Here is a 19,162-nt window from a genome sequence, read left to right as displayed (position 1 = left end):
GTTCAGATCACTCCCATCAGCGGGCCGCCGGGCAGCGGGACGCCGAGCAGCTTGTCGAAGACCGCGTAGGTGAACAGGGAGAGGGCGGCCGCGATCAGCGGGTCGCGGTGGAGGTGGCGGCTGCCGAGGGCGTAGGCCGCTCCCCAGAAGAGGAGGGCGCCGGCGACGGGGAAGCCGAGGGGGCCGATGAGCACGGCGAAGGAGAGGAAGACCCCGGCGAGGAGCAGGACCGTCCGCCAGTCGGCGGGCTCGGTCAGGTCGACGTCCTCGCCGCCCTCGGCCTCGCCTCGGCCGCCGCGCAGGACGTCGACGGTGAGGAGGACGGCGACGACGAGCAGGCCGCAGCCGACGACGAGGGGGACGGTGGCGGGGCCGACGGGGCCGCGGCCGGTGACGTCGGTGTCGAGGGTGAGGGCGTCGGTGAGGACGAGGACGCCGAGGAGGAAGAGGAGGACGCCGACGCCGAGCTCGGAGCGCTCGCGCAGCCAGCTCCGCACGGACGGCTTCGGGTCGGACGTCGGCTTCACCACCGGCCTCGGGGCGGACGCCGTCTTCACATCGGCCTTCGGGTCCGCCGCCGGCTCCGCATCCGGCTTCGGGTTCGTGTCCGGCTTCGGGTTCGTGTCCGGCTTCGGGTTCGGGTTCGGGTTCGCGTTCACAGGCCGAGCTCCTTGAGGACGGTGCCGACCCGCTCGTCCTGCGCGTTCAGGAAGGCGCCGAACTCCTCGCCGGGCAGGAAGGCGTCGTTCCAGCCGTGGGTCTTCAGGGACTCGCGCCACTGCGGCGAGTCGTGGAGCCTCGTCACGAGCCCGACGAGCTTCTCGCGCTCGGCGTCGGAGAGGCCGGGCGGGGCGACGATGCCGCGCCAGTTGGTGAACTCGGTGTCGAGGCCGGCCTCGCGGAGCGTGGGGGCGTCGAGACCGGGGACCCGCTTCGGGCCGGTGACGGCGAGGAGGCGCAGCTCGCCCGCCTTGATCTGGTCGAGGTACTCGCCGACGCCGGAGACGCCGAAGCCGACCTTGTTTCCGAGGATGGAGGCGAGGAGTTCGCCGCCGCCGTCGAAGGGGACGTAGTTGACGTCCTTGGGCGCGATCCCGGCGGCCTGGGCCATGAGCATCGGGGCGAGGTGGTCGGGCCCGCCGGGCGAGGAGCCACCGCCCACGGGGAGCTTGCCGGGGTCCTTCTTCCAGGCGGTGAGCAGCTCCTGGATGGTCTTGTACGGGGAGTCCTTGCCGACCACCACGATGTCCTGCTCCTCGGTGAGCCGGGCGATCGGGGTGGTGTCGGCGAGGGTCCGCGGGGTCTTGTTGGTGTGGACGGCGCCGACGACGCCGAGACCCATGGACATGGCGAGGCGGCCGTTGCCGCGTTCGCCGACGAGCCGGGTGAGGCCGACGGTGCCGCCCGCGCCGGGCAGGTTGAAGACCTCGATGTCGCCGGTGAGGCCGGCTTCCTCGGCGTTCTTCGCGGCGGTGCGGGCGGTGATGTCGTATCCGCCGCCCGGGGTGTTGGGGACCATGAAGCGCAGTCCCGGTATCTGCGTGCCGGTGTCGGAGCCGCTGCCCGTGGTGAGCAGCGGCGGACCCACGAGGACCAGCAGCGCAGACCCGAGGAGAGCGAGGGGGGTGCGCAGACGCACGTGTGCCGCCTCTCAGGTAGGAGGGAAATGGGGGTGTGAGGTGGCCCACATGTTGCACGTACGTGAAGAAGCTGTCTCTCTTCCGCAATCAATGGACGTTGTGGTCGTTGTGGTCGCGACCTAGCGTGTCGGCGTGACGAATGTGCTGGTGGTGGACGACGACTTCATGGTCGCCAAGCTGCACTGCCGCTATGTGTCGGCGGTGGAGGGCTTCACCGTGTCCGGGGTCGCGCACAGCGGCGCCGAGGCGCTGCGCGCGGCCGAGCGGCTCCGCCCCGACCTCGTGCTCCTCGACGTCTTCCTGCCGGACATGGACGGCATCCGCGTGCTGCGGGAGCTGCGGGCGGCGGGGCTGGGCATGGACGCGCTCTTCATCACCGCCGCCCGGGACGTCGGCACGATCCGCTCGGCGCTCCGCGCCGGTGCGCTGCACTACCTGATCAAGCCGTTCAGCCAGGCGGCCCTGCACGAGCAGCTCCGCCACGTGGCCTCGCTGCGGACCCGCCTCGACGACCTCGACGAGGCCCGCCAGGAGGACGTGGACCAGATCTTCGGCACCCGCCCCCGGGGCTCCCGCGAACTCCCGAAGGGCCTCGCCGCCCACACGGCCGACCTGGTCGACTCGATCCTCCGCGCCCACCCGGACGGCCTCTCGGCGACGGAATGCGCGGAGGCCGGCGCCCTGTCCCGGGTGAGCGCCCGCCGCTACCTGGAGTACTTCGCCCAGACGGGCCGCGCGGAGATCACCCTGCGCTACGGGGGGACGGGCCGCCCGGAGCGGCGCTACCGACGGCTGCCGTAGTGGCCTGAGTCAGAGATTTCGGAGGCAGGAGGTGTCGGGACACGGACGGGACGTCCCTGGGAGGGCTGGGACGGCCGCGCGGCGGCCATCCCCCCTAGGGTTCCGACTGCCGGTCGCGGACCAGCCCCGGCGCCCCTGTCACGAAAGGCCGTTCACTCCATGCTGAAGACGCTCGTCGGCCGCGCCGGAACCGTCGCCGCCGCCGCGGTTCTGTCCGGAGCCGCACTGATCACCGCCGCCGGACCCGCCGCCGCCGGCACCAACGGCCAGCAGGTCTCCGTTTCGACGCGCTATTCCGACCAGATCAGGGTGTGCGGCTACAACCAGGGCGACTCCTGGGTCTGCACCGATTTGATCAACAGCCCCAACTACTGGACCTCCGTGGGTGGTTGGTGGTGGAAGGGGACCGTCGTCATCTACGGCGTCCAGTACGACACCCCCAGCCGCACGTACGTGACCCGGGCCGCGCAGTGCTACGTGCCCCCGAGCCAGTCGGGCGACTGGACGAGCTGCGACGTGGCAGGAACCCTCTGAGCCCCGGCGCGCAACCGGGGGCGGTTCCTCAGCCGCCTCTTACGCCTGCCTTAAAGCGATCCTAAGGATCGTCATCTGCCGCTCTCCACGGGCTTTTTCGCGGTTCCGGGGGGCTAGTTTCCTAGCCGACCCCCCACACCCTCGTGAAGGAGCTGTCCCCCCATGACCTCTCGCCGTACGACCGCGGCCGTGGCCGCCTCCGCTGTGCTGGCACTCTCCGGGCTGGCCTCCGGGTCCGCGTTCGCGCACGGGTCGATGACGGATCCGGTGAGCCGGGTGTCGGCCTGTTACGCGGAGGGGCCCGAGTCGCCCCGGTCGGCGGCGTGCAAGGCGGCGGTGGCGGCGAGCGGGACGCAGGCGTTCTACGACTGGAACGCGGTGAACATCGCCAACGCCGCCGGGAAGCACCGGGAGCTGATCCCGGACGGCAAGCTGTGCAGCGCGGGCAACGACAAGTACCGGGGGCTCGACCTGGCGCGGAGCGACTGGCCCGCGAGCAAGCTGGAGTCCGGGGCGCACACGTTCCGCTACAAGGGGACGGCGCCGCACCGGGGCTCGTTCGAGCTGTACGTGACGAAGGACGGGTACGACCCGTCGAAGCCGCTGACCTGGGCGGACCTGGAGGCGAAGCCGTTCGCGACGGTGACCGACCCGCGGATGGAGAGCGGCGACTACGTCTTCCAGGGGACGGTGCCGAAGAAGTCCGGCCGTCATCTGATCTACTCGATCTGGCAGCGTTCCGACTCCCCCGAGGCGTTCTACACCTGCTCGGACGTGGTGTTCGGGGCGGACAGCGGCGGCGGTACGACCCCGGCGCCGACCGCCTCCGCTCCGACCGACGACCAGATCGAGGACGGCAAGGACGAGTCGTCCGTCGAGCACGGCGGGCACGGGGACCACGACGCGTCGACCGGGGCCGGGGCGACGGCGCCCGCGCCCGCGACGGCCGCCCCGACCACGGCGCCGGCCGCCGAGCCGACGGAGGCCGCCGAGGAGACGGAGGCCGCCGCGCCGGCCGGGACCGCCGCGGCCACGAAGCCGGCCGGCGAGAGCACCGAGCCCAACGCGCCGGCTCCCGACGCCGGTTCGGGTTCGGGGGTGGAGCTGGCCGAGACCGGCGGTGACGCCACCACCCCGTACCTCGCGATCGGTGGCGCCGCCGTGCTCGCGCTCGGCGCGTCCGTGCTCTTCGGGGCCGCCCGCCGACGCCGGACCCAGGGGTAGGAGCCGGGCGCCGGCGCAGGGCCCAGGGTCCGGGGCCGGGCGCCGGCGCCGGTCGTGTCAGATGCCGCAGCTGGACGCGGACCAGAAGCGGCCGGCGCGGTGGTCGACGTGGGTGTGGTCGCCGTGTCCGGGATAGCCGGGCCCGAGGATGCCGTTGAAGCCGTGGTTGCGGGCCTGCTGGGCGAGGCGGCACAGCGAGTGGGGTCCTGAGCCGAGGTCGGCGGCGTCGCCGTACAGGTGCCGGCTGGACGAGGCTCCGCCGACCGCGTCGTTGCAGGCCTGGCTGCGGAACCCGCTGGTGACCCGGATCGACTGGTCGCCGAGCGCGTGGCGGAGGGCCTCCAGCTTCCACATGGTGCGCAGCGCGTTGGCCTTGGCGGTGGTCGCGCTCACGGCGCCGCCCGCCCAGGTGGTGTTGCAGTCGTTCAGCTCGGCGTAGGAGAAGTGGATCGGCGTGCAGTCGTCGTCCTGGAGGCTGTAGATCTTGCTGAAGGTCGCGGGGCCCGCGACGCCGTCGGCGGCCAGTCCGTAGGCGGCCTGGAAGCGCTTGACGGCCGCGGCGGTCCCGGGGCCGTAGGCTCCGTCGATCGCGAGGACCCCGCCGTAACCGGGGTAGCCGGCCACGCGGATCTGCAGCTCCGTCACATCGGAGCCGGAGGATCCCTCGGAGAGGGTGCGCGACCAGGTGTAGCAGCCGTCCGCGTGGGCGGTGCCGGCGGTGGCCAGCACCCCGCCCACCACGGAAGCCATGAGCATGACAATCGAGAGAAGAAGGCGGACGAACGGGGAGCGTGCGGTGCGTCGGGGCATCGAGCCTCCATTGCCTCACAGGACCGGGGGTGACCCGTGATGTCGGGCCACCCCCGAGACTGGCCGCCGCGTCGACGCGCGTCAACCACATCCGACGAGCGTCATTTGTCGGCCCAATGACGGGACCTGCGCTAGGGCGTGTTGCGAAAGTCCCGCCTGCCCGACGGCGCCCGGCACGCACGCTCGCCGCGTTGTCGGGATCACCCCGATACATCCAGTATCGGGGTGACCCTCCGCCTTGCGATCGCACGCACCAGACGCCGTCGGGCCCGCCCTTCGGGCGGCCGGCGCTACTTTCGCAACACGCCCTAGCCGATGACGGACAGGCAGGTGGTCGGGGTCGCGCGAGCCGGGTCGAGGGCGTTGGCGACCTCGTGGAAGGTGACCCGGTCCACCGTGCCGATCGCCACGTGCTCGGACAGGTCGAGCGCACACTTGTCCTGGATCAGGACGTTGGTGACGTTCGGGCCGCTCAGGAACTGCGAGCGGTACGGCGTGACGACCTCGTCGTACCGGGTCGCGATGACGTGGTAGCGGACGCCGGGCACGGTGTCGCCGCCCTCGTTGAGCTGGGTGATGAACGGCGAGCCGGCGATCTGGTCGGCGAGGCCCGGGGTGTTGGCCTTGATCAGGTCCTCGGCGCCGGGGAAGTACGGCAGGAGCTTGGTGAGGCCGAGGAGGGTGGTGCCGTGGTTGTCGGGGGCGATCCCGACAAGCGCGTTCACCTTCTCGGCCCCGCCGAGGAACTTGAGGTACCAGCGGGGCATCATGCCGCCCTGCGAGTGCCCGACGAGGTCCACCTCGGGGGCGCCGGTCGCGGCGAGGACCCGGTCGACGTACGCGTCGAGCTGCTCGGCGGACTTCGCGATGGGGCCGAGGCCGTGGAAGAACGGCACGTTCGGCAGCTGGCCGTAGTCGAGCGAGAAGACGCAGTAGCCGCGGTTCACCAGGTAGGGCGCGAGGACGAGCCAGTTGTCGACGGAGTTCCCGAAGGTGCCGTGGACGAGGACGACCGGGCGCGGGTGGGCGGCGGAGGGCTTGCAGGAGTAGTCGTTCCAGCCACGGCTGGTGGTGGCGGTCTCGCTCCGGGCCGAGGCGGTGGCGGTCGGCGCGAGGGTGGCGGTGGCGGCCAGGAGCAGGACGGACAGCGCTCTGACGGCGTGCTTCCAGGGCGTCGACGTGCGGGTTTTCCAGGGCAGCATCGGGCGTTCTCCTTGCGGCTCAAGGGGAAAGTGGGGGTGCTGTGCCCTGCGGCCCGGACCACAAGTGGGGATGCGCGGTGGGGATGCGCTTCAGCCAAGCTACGCATCGGTAGCCTCGACTGGGAAGTTACGCGTCGGTAAAAAGTGAGGTGTCGTCAAGGAGTGCGCACGAAAGGGTGATCAGGCCGCGAGTGAGCCCGGCAGCACCGCTCTCGGGCCGAACTTCGCCCGTGCCCGGTCCGCCACCGCCTCGATCCGCCGGGTCTTCTCGTCCGTCGGGTCGAGGGACAGCTGGTGGGCGGCTCCCTCGGCGTCCGTCAGGCCCTCGGCGCGCAGCGCGATCCCCCGGACCCTGGCCCGCTGGAGGCCGAAGGAGTCGTGGACGGCGTACGCGAGGGCGGTGAGCGCCGCCGAGTGGGCGGTCGGTTCGGGCAGGGTACGGCTCCGGGTCGTGGTGCTGCGGTCGGCGTACCGCACGGTGACCGCGAGCGAGCGGCACACCTGCCGTTCCGCGCGGAGCCGGGCGCCGAGCTCGGTGGCGAGCGAGAGGAGGGCCTTGCGGTGTTCCGTACGGTCGATCTCGTCGTGCGGGAAGGAGCGTTCGGCGGCAGCCATGGGGGTCCCCCCACGCGTTGAGCTGTGGGGGAGGGAGACCGCGTTCGGGACGACGGGGGTGCGGTCGATGCCCCGGGCCCGTTCCCACAGCTCACGGCCGGTCTTCGCGCCGACGAGCCGCTGGAGCACGCCGAGCGGTGCGTCGGCGACCCGGCCGACGGAGTCGAGTCCGTAGCCGCAGAGGGTACGGGCGGTGGCGCGGCCGACGCCGTCGAGCGTGACGACCGGCCGGTCGCGCAGGAAGGCGGCCGGGTCCTCGACGACGAGGGTGACGCCGGGGCGGGCCTCGCGGGCCGCCGTCCGGGCCAGCATGGGGTTGGGCCCGGCGCCGATGACGCAGTCGACGCCGTACAGGGCGAGCGCCCTGACCCGGATCACCGAGGCGAGTTCGGCGGGGCTCCAGCCGAAGTAGCGCAGCGCGCCGCGCACGTCGGCGAGCAGCTCGGCGGGCGGGGCGGCCTCGACGGTCGGGGTGAACTCGCCGAGGAGTTCGACCAGTTGCGGGAGCAGGGCTTCCCCCATCGATTCGAGGCGGAAGCGTACGCAGAGGATCATCCGGCGCTCCCCGGGCTGCTGTGCCAGAGTTTGCGCGCCGGTGCGACGACGCCCTCCCCGGCGGGCCGGAGGTCGGCCCAGGGGTTCATCTCGTAGCCGGTGGGCATCGTGATGCGGCGGCCGGAGTCGCCGCGGCCCCCGGCGGGCGCGGAGTCGCCGTTGCCACCGTTGCCGCCGCTCCCGCCGTTTCCGCCGGCCCCGCCGTTCGGTCCCGGTTCGGCGAGCCGTGCCCCCACCGCGTCCAGGCCGCCGGACGCCCGCAGTTCGACGAGTTCGGCGAGGTTCCAGGCGGCCGAGCCGACCACGCTGAGGCTGCGCGGGCCGCGCCGCTGCACGACGCCCCGGACGAGGAGCAGCCAGGAGTGGAAGACGGTGTGGGCGCAGCGCTCGTGGGCGTCGTCGAAGAAGGCGAGGTCGACCAGGCCCGTACCGTCGTCGAGCGTGCTGAAGATGACCCGTTTCCCGGAGCGGATGGGCGGGGTCTGGGTGGCGGCCTTGGCGCCCGCGACCAGGACGGTCCGGCCGTGGGGGGTGTCGCGCAGGCGCTGGGCGGAGACGACGCCGAGTTCGCGGAGGAAGGCGTGGTGGTCGTCCATGAGGTGGCGGGAGGTGTCCATGCCGAGGATGCCGAGCTCGGCGCTGAGGCGTTCGGTGTCGTCGAGGTCGGGGAGGCCGACGGGGGCGGTCCTCCCGCCCTGGGCGAGCGGGAGCTGGCCGCCGTGGGAGGCGGCTCCCCGGTGGATGCGCCGGAGTTCGGTCAGATGGAGCAGCAGGTCGCGGCGGTTGGCGCCGAAGGCGTCCAACGCGCCGACCTGGGCGAGGCGTTCGGCGACGGGGGTGCGCGGTCGGGCCCGCTCCCAGAAGTCGAGCAGGGAGGCGTAGGGCTGTCCGGCCTCGATGCGGGCGCTCTCGGTCTCGCCGATGCCGTGGACGTCGGCGAGTCCGAGCCGGAGGCCCCACACCACCGGGTCTTCGGACACCAGTTCGATACAGTGGGCGACCGCCGAGCGGTTCACGTCCAGCGGCAGCACCGGAACCCCGCGCCGCCGCGCGTCCGCGAGCAGCAGCCGCTTGGGGTACATGCCGGGGTCGTGGGTGAGCAGCCCCGCGTAGAAGGCCGCCGGGTGGTGCGCCTTGAGCCAGGCCGACTGGTACGTCGGCACGGCGAAGGCCACCGCGTGCGCCTTGCAGAAGCCGTACGAGCCGAAGGCCTCCACGATCTCCCAGGTACGGGCGACGACCTCGTCCTCGTATCCGCGCGCCGAGGCCTCCCGGGCGAACCAGGCCTTGATCCGGCCCTGCGAGCCGGGGTCCGAGAGCCCGCGCCGCACCTGGTCGGCCTCGTCGCGGCGGCAGCCGGTCATGATCCGGACGATCTCGATGATCTGCTCGTGGAAGACGACCACGCCGTACGTCTCCTTCAGCGGTCCCTCCAGGTCGGGATGCGGGTAGCGGACGGGGGCGCGGCCGTGCCGGGCCTCGATGAAGGGGCGGACCATGTCGGCGGCGACCGGCCCGGGGCGGAAGAGCGAGATGTCGACGACGAGGTCGTGGAAGGTGGCGGGCTGGAGCCGGCCGACGAGGTCGCGCTGGCCCGGGGACTCGATCTGGAAGCAGCCGAGGGTCTCGGTGGAGCGGATGAGCCGGTACGTCTCGGGGTCGCCCTCCGGGATCGCGTCGATGTCCGGGCGGGCGCCCGTGGCGCGCTCGACCTCGGCGACGGCGTGGGCCATCGCGGACTGCATGCGCACACCGAGGACGTCGAGCTTGAGCAGCCCGAGGTCCTCCACGTCCTCCTTGTCGAACTGCGACATGGGGAACCCCTCGCCGCTCGTCGGCACCACGGGGGTGCGGCTGAGCAGCGAGGCATCCGAGAGCAGTACCCCGCAGGGGTGCATGGCGATGCCGCGCGGCAGTGCGTCGAGCGCCTCGACCAGCTCCCAGAGCCTGCCGAACCTGTCGCGCTCCCCCGCGAGTTCGCGCAGCTCGGGCAGTTCGTCGAGGGCGGCGAGCGCGTCCCGGGCTCGGATGTGCGGGAAGGCCTTGGCGATCCGGTCGGTCTCGGCCGGATCGAGGGAGAGGGCCGCGCCGACGTCCCGTACCGCGTGCCGGACCCGGTAGGTCTCGGGCATGGAGACGGTGGCGACCCGCTCGGTGCCGAAGCGGCCGATGATCGCCCGGTAGACCTCCAGACGGCGGGCGGACTCGACGTCGACGTCGATGTCGGGCAGGACGGTGCGGCGCTTGGACAGGAAGCGCTCCATGAGCAGGCCGTGCTCGACCGGGTCGGCGTGGGCGATGCCGAGGAGGTGGTTGACGAGGGAGCCGGCGCCGGAGCCTCGGGCGGCGACCCGGATCCCCATGCCCCGGACGTCGTCGACGACCTGGGCGACCGTCAGGAAGTAGGTGGCGAAGCCGTGGTGGGCGATGACGTCCAGCTCGCGGTGCATCCGGTCCCAGTAGGCGCGGCGCTTCTCGTACCCCTTGAGGACCATGCCGGCGGCGGCCCGGGAGGCGAGGACGCGCTGGGCCGTGCGGTGCTCGGCGCCGACGAGGTACGGCTCCGGGAAGTGCGCGGAGCCGATGCCGAGGTCGTCCTCGGGGTCGACCAGGCAGTCGGCGGCGACCTCCGCCGTCCGGTCGAGCAGCCGGTGGGCGGCGTCCCGGCGGAAGCCGGCCGCCTCGACGACCAGCTCGGCGGCGGCCGGCATGCCGCCGGTGCCCTCGGTGCCCTTGAGCCAGGCCTCTCCGCTGTCGAGCTCCTTGCGGGGGTCGACGGGGACGAGGCGGCGGGCGGAGTCGAGGACGTCGGCGACGGGCCCGAGGCCGGGGTCCGCGTAGCGGACGGCGTTGGTGAGGACGGGCGGGACGCCCTGTTCGGCGGCGAAGCCGACGGTACGGGCGGCGAGCCGCAGGGAGCCGGGGCCGGTGCCGGTGCGGCCGTGGTGGACGACCTCCAGGCGCAGCGCGTCGCCGTACCGTTCGCGCCAGGGGGCGAGGAGCCGGGCGGCCCGGTCGGGGCGGCCCGCGGCGAGGGCGCGTCCGACGTCGGACGCGGGGCCGAGGAGCACGAACAGCCCCTCGTCGTGCCCGGCGGCCCAGGGCAGCAGGGGCTGCCCACCCGTCACGCCCGCACCCACGCCACTCCCACTCGCCACGCCCGCACCACCCGCGCCACTCCCCGCGTGGGCGGCGGTGATCATGGCGCAGAGGGAGGCCCAGCCGGCGCGGGAGCGGGCGAGGAAGAGGGCGCGGGGGGCGGACTCGTCGACGAAGGCGCCGCCGCGCACGGGCACCCGGCGGGCGGAGCCCTGCCCCGTGTCGTGTGCCGCCGGCTCCGGCGCCTCATGGGCGAGGTCCACGCCGAACAGGGGGCGGACGCCCTCCTTGGCGCACGCCTTCGCGAAGCGGACCGCGCCGGAGAGGGTGTCGCGGTCGGTCAGGGCGAGGGCGTCCATGCCCCGCTCGGCAGCGCGCGCGGCCAGCCGTTCGGGGTGCGAGGCACCGTAGCGCAGGGAGTAGCCCGACGCGGCGTGCAGGTGCGTGAATCCCGGCATGGCGCACCTCCCGCACTTCCCGCATCGAATTCGTACGTACGTTCCCACCCCCTGAACCCCAGCGTAGCCTACTTTCGAACATCCGTACGATAACTCGTTCAGACCTGCCCCACCTGCGGAAACACCGCCTCCCCCGGAGCCTGGGGGGCATGAGCCTCGTCGATGAACTGAAAAGCGCCGTCACCCCCCGAGCCGCCCTGCTCGTCGTCGGTGTCTTCGCCCTCCAGCTGCTGTTCATCACCTCGTACGTCGGGGCCCTGCACAACCCGAGGCCCACGGACGTCCCCTTCGGCGTGGTCGCCCCCGGGCAGGCCGCGACCGTCCTCACGGACCGGCTGGAGAAGCTGCCGGGCGACCCCCTCGACCCCCGTGCGCTCCCGGACGAGGCCGAGGCGCGGGACCAGATCATGAACCGGGACGTCGACGGGGCCCTCCTCGTCGACCCGCGCGGCCGCACCGACACCCTGCTCGTCGCCTCCGGCGGCGGCAAGGTGCTCTCCGCGACCCTGCAGGCGATGATCACGGAGCTGGAGGCGGACAACCAGCGTCTCGTGCGCACCGTCGACGTGGCCCCCTCCTCCTCCCAGGACTTCAACGGACTCTCCGCCTTCTACCTGGTCATCGGCTGGTGCGTCGGCGGCTACATCTGCGCCGCGATCCTGGCGATCAGCGCCGGTTCACGCCCGGCCAACCGGGAACGGGCGATCATCCGGCTCGGCGTCCTCGCGCTCTACGCGGCCCTCGGCGGGCTGGGCGGCGCGATCATCGTCGGCCCGGTCCTGGGCGCGCTGCCCGGCAGCGTCGCGGCCCTGTGGGGCCTGGGCACCCTGGTCGTCTTCGCCGTCGGCGCCGCCACGCTCGCCCTGCAGTCCGTCTTCGGGATCGTCGGCATCGGCCTGGCGATCCTCCTCATCGTGGTCGCGGGCAACCCGAGCGCGGGCGGCGCCTTCCCGCTGCCGATGCTGCCGCCGTTCTGGCAGGCGATCGGCCCGTGGCTGCCGCCGGGCGCGGGCACCTGGGCGGCGCGCTCGATCGCGTACTTCAAGGGCAACGACATGACCGTCTCCATGCTGGTCCTCGCGGCCTGGGCGGTCGTCGGCTCCGTCGTCACCCTGGTGATGTCCTCGCTGAAGCGCGAGCCGGAGGGGGAGCCGATCGCCACGGAGCTCGACACCGCGGGCGGGGCCGGGGCCCGCTGAGCCGCGGGCGGCCCAAAACCCTTGGTCCACCGGCCCGTCGAACCATTACCTTCACGGGGCATCACCGACCGGTCCCCGAACGACAAGGTTCTCCGTGACATTCGTCCGCCCCGCCCGCCCCGACGAACTCCCCGCCCTGGTCGAACACCCCGACGACCCGGAGCGCAACGCCGCCACCCGCGCGTACCTCACCCAGCTCCTCGACAGCACGTGCACCCGGCCCGAGTGGTGTCTGGTCGCCGAGGACGGCGACGGACGGCTCACCGGCAGCGTGGTGCTGTGGACCGTACCGGAGCACGAGGTACCGCTCGCCTTCGTGCTGTTCGAGGCGCCGGAGGACTCGCCGGAGACCGGGGCCGCCCTGCTCGACGCGGCGGCCGCCGCGGCCCGGGAGCTGGGCGCGACGGAGCTCGAACACGTCGTCGACTCCCCCGCCCAGGCCCCCCAGTACCAGCGGAACCCGGAGCGCCGGGGCGAGCTGCTGCGGGCGTCCGGTTTCGGCGTCATCCGCGACGGCCGCCGCTTCGGCCTCCGCACTCCCGGCACCCCGGACGGGCTGCCCGCCGAGGACCCCCGGCTGACCTTCCGCTCGCTGGCCGAGCTCGGCCCCGAGCCCTTCGTCGCGGTCCTCGCCGAGCTGCTCGCCGACACCGCCGACGCCCGGCTCGCGGCCGACGTACAGCGGCACGGCGCCCGCCGCGCGGCCGAGCTGCTCTTCGAGGAGACGGCCGAGCTGAAGCACGAGCCCGAGTGGTGGGAGCTCGGCTACGACGCGGACGGCACCGCCGCCGTGATCAGCCTCCCCGCCGAGAACCCGAGCGTTCCGGTGATCGGTTTCGTCGGCGTCGCGCCCGCCCACCGCGGCAAGGGGTACGCCACCTCCGTCGTGGTCCGGGGCACGCGCGTCCTGACCGCCGCCGGGGCCACGGAGATCCGCGGGGACTGCGACGCCGCGAACGTGGCGATGGCCAGGGCCTTCGAGCGGGCCGGGTACGTGAACTTCGCCGACCGGCTGGAGTTCGCCCGCACACTCTGAGCCGCACGGAACCGGGCCGCCCCCGGCCATCGGGCCGGAGTCCCTCTGTGGACACGTGCACAAAGGGACTCCGGGGTGTGTCCCGCGCGCTGCCTAGTAGACGCTGACCCCGTACGCGCTCAGTGCCTCCGTCACCGGCTGGAAGAAGGTCGTCCCGCCCGAGGAGCAGTTGCCGCTGCCGCCCGAGGTGAGGCCGATCGCCCGGCTGCCGGAGTAGAGCGGGCCGCCGGAGTCGCCCGGCTCGGCGCAGACGTTCGTGCGGATCATGCCGTAGACGATGTCCCCGCCGCCGTAGTTCACGGTGGCGTTGAGGCCGGTCACCGAGCCGCTGTGGGTGCCGGTCGTGGAGCCCCGGCGGGTGACCGACATGCCGACCGTCGCGTTGGCGGCGCTGGTGATGTCCACGCTGCCGACGGTGCCGGACTTGGTGACCGAGCCGTTGGTGTAGCGGACGATGCCGTAGTCGTTGACCGGGAAGCTCGACCCGGCGGTGGAGCCGAGGACGGTCGACCGCGAGGAGTTGGAGTACCAGGTGCCCGCGCCGTCGGTGCAGTGACCGGCGGTGAGGAAGTAGTACGCGCCCGCGCTGTCGCGGACGTTGAAGCCCAGGGAGCAGCGCCAGCCGGCGTCGGCGTAGGTCGCGTCGCCGCCGGAGATCAGCTTGGTGAACCTGCCGGGGGTCCGCTCGACGCGGATCGCGCCGGCGTTCGCCCCGGCCTGCCGCTTGATCCTCGCGATCTCGGCGGCGGAGACCGTGGAGTCGGCGGTGACGACGACCGCGCCGGAGGCGCTGTCGACGTGCCAGGCGGTTCCGGCCACGTCGGCGGCGAGCACGGCGTCGCTCGCCGCCGTCAGCCGTTCGGCTCCGAAGGTCTGGGCCGTGCCGGCGCTCGCGGTGGGGACGGCCAGCGCCGCGACGGCGGCGAGACCGGCCGCGACGGCGAGCGTCCGGACGGTTCTCTTGGGGGCGGCGGGGGTGGCGGGGGTGGTGGGGGTGGTGCGCGTGGTCCTCACTTCTCGTTCCTCCAGAGGGGAATCGGGGGCCCGCCGTGGGGTGCCGGGCCCGTGAGGCGCGGCCAGGGGCCTGCGCTGTGGGGGAGTTTCGGACCGTACGACTTCACGCCGCAAGGGCGCCTTTCGGCCGTACGGACCTCAACGGGCTCAGTAGAGGCTGACCTTGTACTTGGCGAGGGCCTCCGGCACCGGCTGGTAGAAGGTCGTCCCGCCGGTGGAGCAGTTGCCGCTGCCGCCGGAGGTGATGCCGAGCGCCTTGGTGCCGTCGTAGAGGGCGCCGCCGGAGTCTCCGGGCTCGGCGCAGACGTTGGTCTGGATCATGCCGCGGACGGTGCCGCCGCCGGAGTAGCGGACGGTGGCGTCGAGGCCCGTGACCGTGCCGCTGCGGGTGCCCGTGGTGGAGCCGGAGCGCTTGACCGGCTCGCCCACGTAGGCGTCGGCGGCGGTGAAGCCTCCGGTGTGGCCGAGCGAGGCGTTGTCGTAGCGGACCAGCGCGTAGTCGTTGCCGGGGAAGCTGGAGCCCACGGTGGCGCCGATCAGGGTGGACTGCGCCGAGTTGGTGTACCAGGTGTTCACGACGTTGCCGCAGTGGCCGGCGGTGAGGAGGTAGTACGTGCTGCCGCTGCGCACGTTGAAGCCGAGCGAACAGCGGTAGCCGCTGCCGTAGATGGCGTCGCCCGCGCCGAGCAGGGGCGTGAAGACGCCGGAGGTGCGCTGGACGCGGAGGGCCCCGGCGTCGGCGCCGGCCGCCGCGCGGATCTTCGCGATCCCCGCCTCGGTGACGGTGGAGTCGGCGGTGACGACGACCCGGCCCGAGGCTCTGTCCACGTACCAGGCGGTGCCGCCGACCCCGGCGGCGTCGACGGCCGCGTCGGCACGGGCGAGCTGGGCGGCTCCGGCCGGGCCGGGGGCGGGGGCGGCCTGGGCGCCGGGAAGCCCCAGGGCCGTCACGGCGCCGATGCCGGCGACGAGGGCGACCAGCCGGGTGCGGACGCCGGTACGGGTGCGGGCGTCGGTGCGGGTGCGGGTGTTCCTCACAGTGCTCCTCACAGTTCTCCTTCTGGGAAAAGCGGAGGGGCCCGTGGATGGCGGGCCCGTGAGGCGCCGTCAGGTGACGTGTTCCTGACATGCACCGTGAGCGATGGTGACGCGCGCGGAGCGGACGCACAAGACCGCGGAACGCACGGAGCGCCCCCGGCCGTCGTGGCCGGGGGCGCCCGCTCACCGCACTTCGCGCGGAATGACCTGGTCAGGAGGGTCAGGAGGGGTTCAGCCGCCGCTCCCCCGCCGGTACCGCGGTGTCGAGCGTGTTGCCCGGCGGCGGGAACGGGCAGATGAAGTGGTCGGCGAAGGCGCACGGCGGCAGGAGCGCCCGGTTGAAGTCCACCGTCACCGAACCGTCCGCCGCCGGCGCCTCGGGCCGCAGGAAGCGGAAGCGGTAGCTGTCCCGGCCGCTGGTGGCGTCGGCGAAGACCGCCCACAGCGAGCCGTCGTCCTCGACGGCCACCTGGAGGGTGTGCTCGCCGCCGTGCAGGTCGAAGGCCAGCTCCCCGGCGAGCCCGAGACCGCGCTCCCGCCCGTCGGCGTTCTCGACCCGCACGCTGCGCGTCTCCTCGTACGGACGGAAGACGCCGGGCACCACCCAGCGCTCGTCGTACGGGGTGGCCTCGATGCCCGCGAAGGCTGCGCGCGCCCCCGAACCGGGGTCGAAGTCCCGTACGGCCCAGAGCCCTTCGCGCCGCAGGACCACGAGCCGCCGGCCGTCCGACTCGACCCGGGACTCGTGGATCGGCGGGTGGTCGGCGGTGAGCCGCACGGTGCCGACGAAGGGCTTCCCGTCGACGGTGACCGCGTCCTCCGCGTCCGCCGTCAGGACCACCTCGTCGCCGTCCTCCCGCCACACACCGGGAACGGCCGGAATTCGACCCTCCGGGTGATCCGCGAGCCAGTGCGTGCCCGTGAGGGAGAGCGGGCCGTACGAGGAGGAGACCGCCGCCTCGCGCTGCTCGTGCCAGTGCTGCCAGTCCTGCTGGGGATCCGTGCTCATGGTGTTCCACCTTTCCATACGGGCTCACGAAGCCCGTGGCGCGCCGTGGGTCAGTTCTTGGTGCGGGGCAGGCCCGGCGGGTTGATCTCCGACTTCTGCACCGCCTCGCTGCCCAGCCCCCAGCGCTTCAGCACCTCGGCGTAGGTGCCGTTCTGGACGATGTGGTCGACGGCCGCCGCGTAGGCGGCGACGAGGCCGCTGCCCTTCTTCGTGGTGGCCGCGATCTTGCCCTGGAGATCGGCGCCCGCGCCGGAGAACTTCCCCGCGACCTCGGTCTCCCCGGCCGAGGCCACGTGGTAGGCGACGACGGGGTTGGGGCCGAGGTAGCCGTCGATCCGGCCGGACTGGAGGGCCAGGTAGTAGTCGCTGGTGTTCTGGAAGTACGTGATGTCGACGCCCTTGCGGCCCGCCTTCTCGTTCAGCGCCGACCACTCGACGAGGATCTTCTCCTGGTTGGTGCCGGAGCCGACGGCGATCTTCTTCCCCGCCACGTCCTCGGGGCCCTTCACCGTCCAGCCGGAGCCCTTCTTCGCCTCGAAGGCCAGGTCGTCGAGGCGGTAGGTGGCGAAGTCGTACTTGTCCTTGCGCTCCTCGGTCACGGTGACGTTGGAGAAGACGGCGTCGTACTTGCCGCTGTCGAGGCCGACGAAGAGGTTCTCCCAGGAGACCGGGTCGAACTCGGGCTTCAGACCGAGGGTGTCGGCGACCAGGGTCGCGAGGTCGAGCTCGGCCCCGATCAGCGTCTTGTCGTCCGTGGCGCGGAAGGCGAGCGGCGGGCTGCTGTTCGCCGAGACGCCGATGACGAGGGTGCCTCTCTTGCGGACGGCCTCGGGCAGCTGCGCGGCGATGGCGTCGACCTTGGCCGTGTGGACGCGCTTCTGGTCGGGGCCGATGTTGATGCCGTTCCCCTTCTGCCCCTCGGGCTTGATCTCGGTGGTGGCGGCCTCCCCCGAGCCGCAGGCGGTGAGGAGCCCGAGGGCGGTGAGCGAGGCGAGGGCGGCGAGGACGGTGCGGCGGGACTTCATGACGTGCTCCTGTGCGTGTGGGTGTGCGGATGTACGGGCTTGCGCGGGGGTGCGGGGGGGGGTCAGAGGACCTTGGAGAGGAAGGCGCGGGTGCGCTCGTGGCGCGGGGCGTCCAGCACCTCGCCCGGCGGGCCCTGCTCGACGATCCGGCCCTCGTCCATGAAGACCACGGTGTCGGCGACCTCGCGGGCGAAGCCGATCTCGTGGGTGACGACGATCATGGTGGTGCCGGAGGCGGCCAGGTCCTTGATGACGTCGAGGACCTCGCCGACCAGCTCGGGGTCGAGCGCGGAGGTCGGTTCGTCGAAGAGCAGCAGCCCCGGCTCCAGGGCGAGTGCGCGGGCGATGGCGACCCGCTGCTGCTGTCCGCCGGAGAGCTGCTTGGGGTACGCCTCCGCCTTGTCGGCGAGTCCGACGCGGTCGAGGAGCTTCCGGGCGGCGGCTTCGGCGTCCTTGCGGGGGCGCTTCAGGGCCGAGACGGGCGCCTCGACGATGTTCTCCAGGACGGTCAGGTGCGGGAAGAGGTGGAAGTTCTGGAAGACGAAGCCGATCCGGGTGCGCTGCTTGAGGATGTCGCGCTCCCGCAGCTCGTAGAGCTTGTTCCCGGAGCGGCGGTAGCCGACGAGGGTGCCGTCGACGCTGACCGTGCCGCTGTCGACCTTCTCCAGGTGGTTGATGGTCCGCAGGAGGGTCGACTTGCCGGAGCCCGAGGGGCCGAGGACGACGGTGACCTCGCCGGCCCGGACGTCGAGGTCGATGCCGCGCAGGACCTGGAGCGGGCCGAAGTTCTTGTGGACGGAACGGATCTCGACCTTGGCGGTGGCCGCCTCGGGGCCGGTTGCGGGGTCGGTGGCGGGGTCGGAGACGGTGCTGGCGGAGCTCATCGGGCGCTCCCCTTCGCGTAGTGGCGTTCGACGTAGTGCTGGACGACGGAGAGCGCGGTGGTGAGCAGGACGTACCAGGCGGTGGCGACCATCAGGAGCGGGACGACCCGTCCGTTGCGGCCGTAGACGACCTGCACCTGGTAGAAGAGTTCGCCGATCGCCATGACCGAGACGATCGAGGTGCCCTTGAAGAGCGAGATGATCTCGTTGGCGGCGTTGGGCAGGATCGAGCGCATCGCCTGCGGCAGCACGATCCGCCGCAGCTGCCGGAGCCGCGGGATGCCGAGGGAGGCCGCCGCCTCCGACTGGCCCTCGTCCACGGCGAGTACGCCGCCCCGGACGATCTCCGCGGCATAGGCCGCCTGGTGCAGGGCGAGGCCGAGGACGGCGGCGCTCATCTCACCGACGAGGCCCATCGTGTCGAAGGAGAAGAAGCTCGGCCCGAAGGGGATGCCGATGCTCAACTCCTTGTAGAGATAGGCGAGGTTGAACCAGAAGAGCAGCTGGACGATGAGCGGGATGGAGCGGAAGGCCCAGATGTAGGAGAAGGCGACCGACCGCAGGAACGGGTTGGCCGAGAGGCGCATGAAGGCCAGCACGATGCCGATCGCGAAGCCGAGTGCCGTGCCGTAGAAGGTGAGCTGGAGGGTGACCCAGACGGCCCGCAGGATCGTCTCGGTGCTGAAGAACGCGACGAAGACGTCCCACTCCCAGCCGGGGTTGGTGACGAGCCCGTGGGCGAACTGCACGAGCAGGACGGCGGTGGCGGCCACGGCCACCCAGCGCCAGGGGTGGCGGACGGGGACGACCACGAGGCCGGCGGATGCCGAGGAGCTCGCGGCGGCGGACGGGGTGGCGGTGGCGGCTTCCGGTTCTTCGGTGAGGGGGACGGCGGAGGGCGGATCGCTGGTGAGAGCCATGGCGGTACCTCGGGAACGGGTCGGGAGACGAGGAGCGGGAGCAGGCGGTCGGGGGCCGGGGCCGGCAGCGGAGGCCGGGCCGGAAGCGGCGGCGGGAGC

17 protein-coding genes are annotated in these 19,162 nt (G+C 72.7%); 5 read left to right on the top strand and 12 right to left on the bottom strand.

Annotation, left to right across the window (positions count from 1 at the left end; translation table 11 throughout):
• Positions 1 to 2 precede the first annotated feature (2 nt).
• Both ACF08F_RS32205 and ACF08F_RS32200 read right to left on the bottom strand, forming a co-directional pair.
• Positions 3 to 530, bottom strand: a complete 528-nt coding sequence (locus ACF08F_RS32205) for a tripartite tricarboxylate transporter TctB family protein (RefSeq protein ID WP_392302126.1) — start codon at positions 528 to 530, stop codon at positions 3 to 5.
• A gap of 125 nt (positions 531 to 655) precedes the next feature.
• Complete coding sequence (locus ACF08F_RS32200) at positions 656 to 1,639, bottom strand: Bug family tripartite tricarboxylate transporter substrate binding protein (protein ID WP_392302055.1); 984 nt, start codon at positions 1,637 to 1,639, stop codon at positions 656 to 658.
• Between the two features lie 133 nt (positions 1,640 to 1,772).
• On the opposite strand from ACF08F_RS32200, the gene ACF08F_RS32195 reads away from it, so the two are divergent.
• The 3 genes from ACF08F_RS32195 (at position 1,773) to ACF08F_RS32185 (ending at position 4,199) form a co-directional block, all read left to right on the top strand.
• Positions 1,773 to 2,441, top strand: a complete 669-nt coding sequence (locus ACF08F_RS32195) for a response regulator (protein WP_392302054.1) — start codon at positions 1,773 to 1,775, stop codon at positions 2,439 to 2,441.
• 159 nt (positions 2,442 to 2,600) lie between these two features.
• A complete protein-coding gene (locus tag ACF08F_RS32190; RefSeq protein WP_392302053.1) occupies positions 2,601 to 2,975 on the top strand; it encodes a hypothetical protein in 375 nt (124 codons plus the stop codon).
• Between the two features lie 162 nt (positions 2,976 to 3,137).
• A complete protein-coding gene (locus tag ACF08F_RS32185; protein WP_392302052.1) occupies positions 3,138 to 4,199 on the top strand; it encodes a lytic polysaccharide monooxygenase in 1,062 nt (353 codons plus the stop codon).
• Between the two features lie 57 nt (positions 4,200 to 4,256).
• On the opposite strand, the gene ACF08F_RS32180 is transcribed toward ACF08F_RS32185, so the two are convergent.
• From ACF08F_RS32180 to ACF08F_RS32165, 4 genes are all read right to left on the bottom strand, one after another.
• Complete coding sequence (locus tag ACF08F_RS32180) at positions 4,257 to 5,009, bottom strand: D-Ala-D-Ala carboxypeptidase family metallohydrolase (protein ID WP_392302051.1); 753 nt, start codon at positions 5,007 to 5,009, stop codon at positions 4,257 to 4,259.
• Between the two features lie 308 nt (positions 5,010 to 5,317).
• The gene (locus ACF08F_RS32175) at positions 5,318 to 6,211 is read right to left on the bottom strand and encodes an esterase/lipase family protein (protein WP_392302050.1); all 894 of its coding nucleotides are present in this window, start codon (positions 6,209 to 6,211) and stop codon (positions 5,318 to 5,320) included.
• 180 nt (positions 6,212 to 6,391) lie between these two features.
• Positions 6,392 to 7,381 (bottom strand): hypothetical protein, encoded by a 990-nt coding sequence (locus tag ACF08F_RS32170; protein ID WP_392302049.1) that lies wholly within the window; start codon positions 7,379 to 7,381, stop codon positions 6,392 to 6,394.
• Positions 7,378 to 10,938 (bottom strand): DNA polymerase III subunit alpha, encoded by a 3,561-nt coding sequence (locus ACF08F_RS32165; RefSeq protein ID WP_392302048.1) that lies wholly within the window; start codon positions 10,936 to 10,938, stop codon positions 7,378 to 7,380. Before ACF08F_RS32165 ends, ACF08F_RS32170 begins: the two co-directional genes overlap by 4 nt.
• A 149-nt stretch (positions 10,939 to 11,087) precedes the next feature.
• Here ACF08F_RS32165 and ACF08F_RS32160 point away from each other — a divergent pair, with 149 nt between their 5' ends.
• Together ACF08F_RS32160 and ACF08F_RS32155 are read left to right on the top strand one after the other, a co-directional pair.
• Entirely contained in the window at positions 11,088 to 12,137 is a 1,050-nt protein-coding gene (locus ACF08F_RS32160) for a DUF3533 domain-containing protein (RefSeq protein WP_392302047.1), read from the top strand.
• A 94-nt stretch (positions 12,138 to 12,231) separates the two neighbouring features.
• A complete protein-coding gene (locus ACF08F_RS32155; RefSeq protein ID WP_392302046.1) occupies positions 12,232 to 13,173 on the top strand; it encodes a GNAT family N-acetyltransferase in 942 nt (313 codons plus the stop codon).
• A gap of 93 nt (positions 13,174 to 13,266) precedes the next feature.
• Here ACF08F_RS32155 and ACF08F_RS32150 read toward each other — a convergent pair whose 3' ends face one another.
• The 6 genes from ACF08F_RS32150 to ACF08F_RS32125 all read right to left on the bottom strand — a co-directional run bounded on the left by ACF08F_RS32150 (position 13,267) and on the right by ACF08F_RS32125 (position 19,063).
• The gene (locus ACF08F_RS32150) at positions 13,267 to 14,187 is read right to left on the bottom strand and encodes a S1 family peptidase (protein ID WP_392302045.1); all 921 of its coding nucleotides are present in this window, start codon (positions 14,185 to 14,187) and stop codon (positions 13,267 to 13,269) included.
• Between the two features lie 147 nt (positions 14,188 to 14,334).
• Entirely contained in the window at positions 14,335 to 15,237 is a 903-nt protein-coding gene (locus tag ACF08F_RS32145; protein WP_392302044.1) for a S1 family peptidase, read from the bottom strand.
• 208 nt (positions 15,238 to 15,445) lie between these two features.
• Complete coding sequence (locus ACF08F_RS32140) at positions 15,446 to 16,234, bottom strand: DUF1684 domain-containing protein (RefSeq protein ID WP_392302043.1); 789 nt, start codon at positions 16,232 to 16,234, stop codon at positions 15,446 to 15,448.
• Positions 16,235 to 16,284: 50 nt separating this feature from the next.
• Positions 16,285 to 17,259, bottom strand: coding sequence for an ABC transporter substrate-binding protein (locus ACF08F_RS32135; RefSeq protein ID WP_392302042.1), 975 nt, complete (start codon positions 17,257 to 17,259; stop codon positions 16,285 to 16,287).
• Between the two features lie 62 nt (positions 17,260 to 17,321).
• Entirely contained in the window at positions 17,322 to 18,143 is an 822-nt protein-coding gene (locus ACF08F_RS32130; RefSeq protein WP_392302041.1) for an amino acid ABC transporter ATP-binding protein, read from the bottom strand.
• Entirely contained in the window at positions 18,140 to 19,063 is a 924-nt protein-coding gene (locus tag ACF08F_RS32125) for an amino acid ABC transporter permease (protein ID WP_392302040.1), read from the bottom strand. Before ACF08F_RS32125 ends, ACF08F_RS32130 begins: the two co-directional genes overlap by 4 nt.
• Between the last annotated feature and the right edge of the window lie 99 nt (positions 19,064 to 19,162).

The sequence above is a fragment of the Streptomyces sp. NPDC015130 genome (assembly GCF_043080005.1).
Taxonomy (GTDB): Bacteria; Actinomycetota; Actinomycetes; order Streptomycetales; family Streptomycetaceae; genus Streptomyces.
The sequence above is the reverse complement of the archived record's forward strand: the minus strand, read 5'-3'. Positions and strand labels throughout refer to the sequence as shown.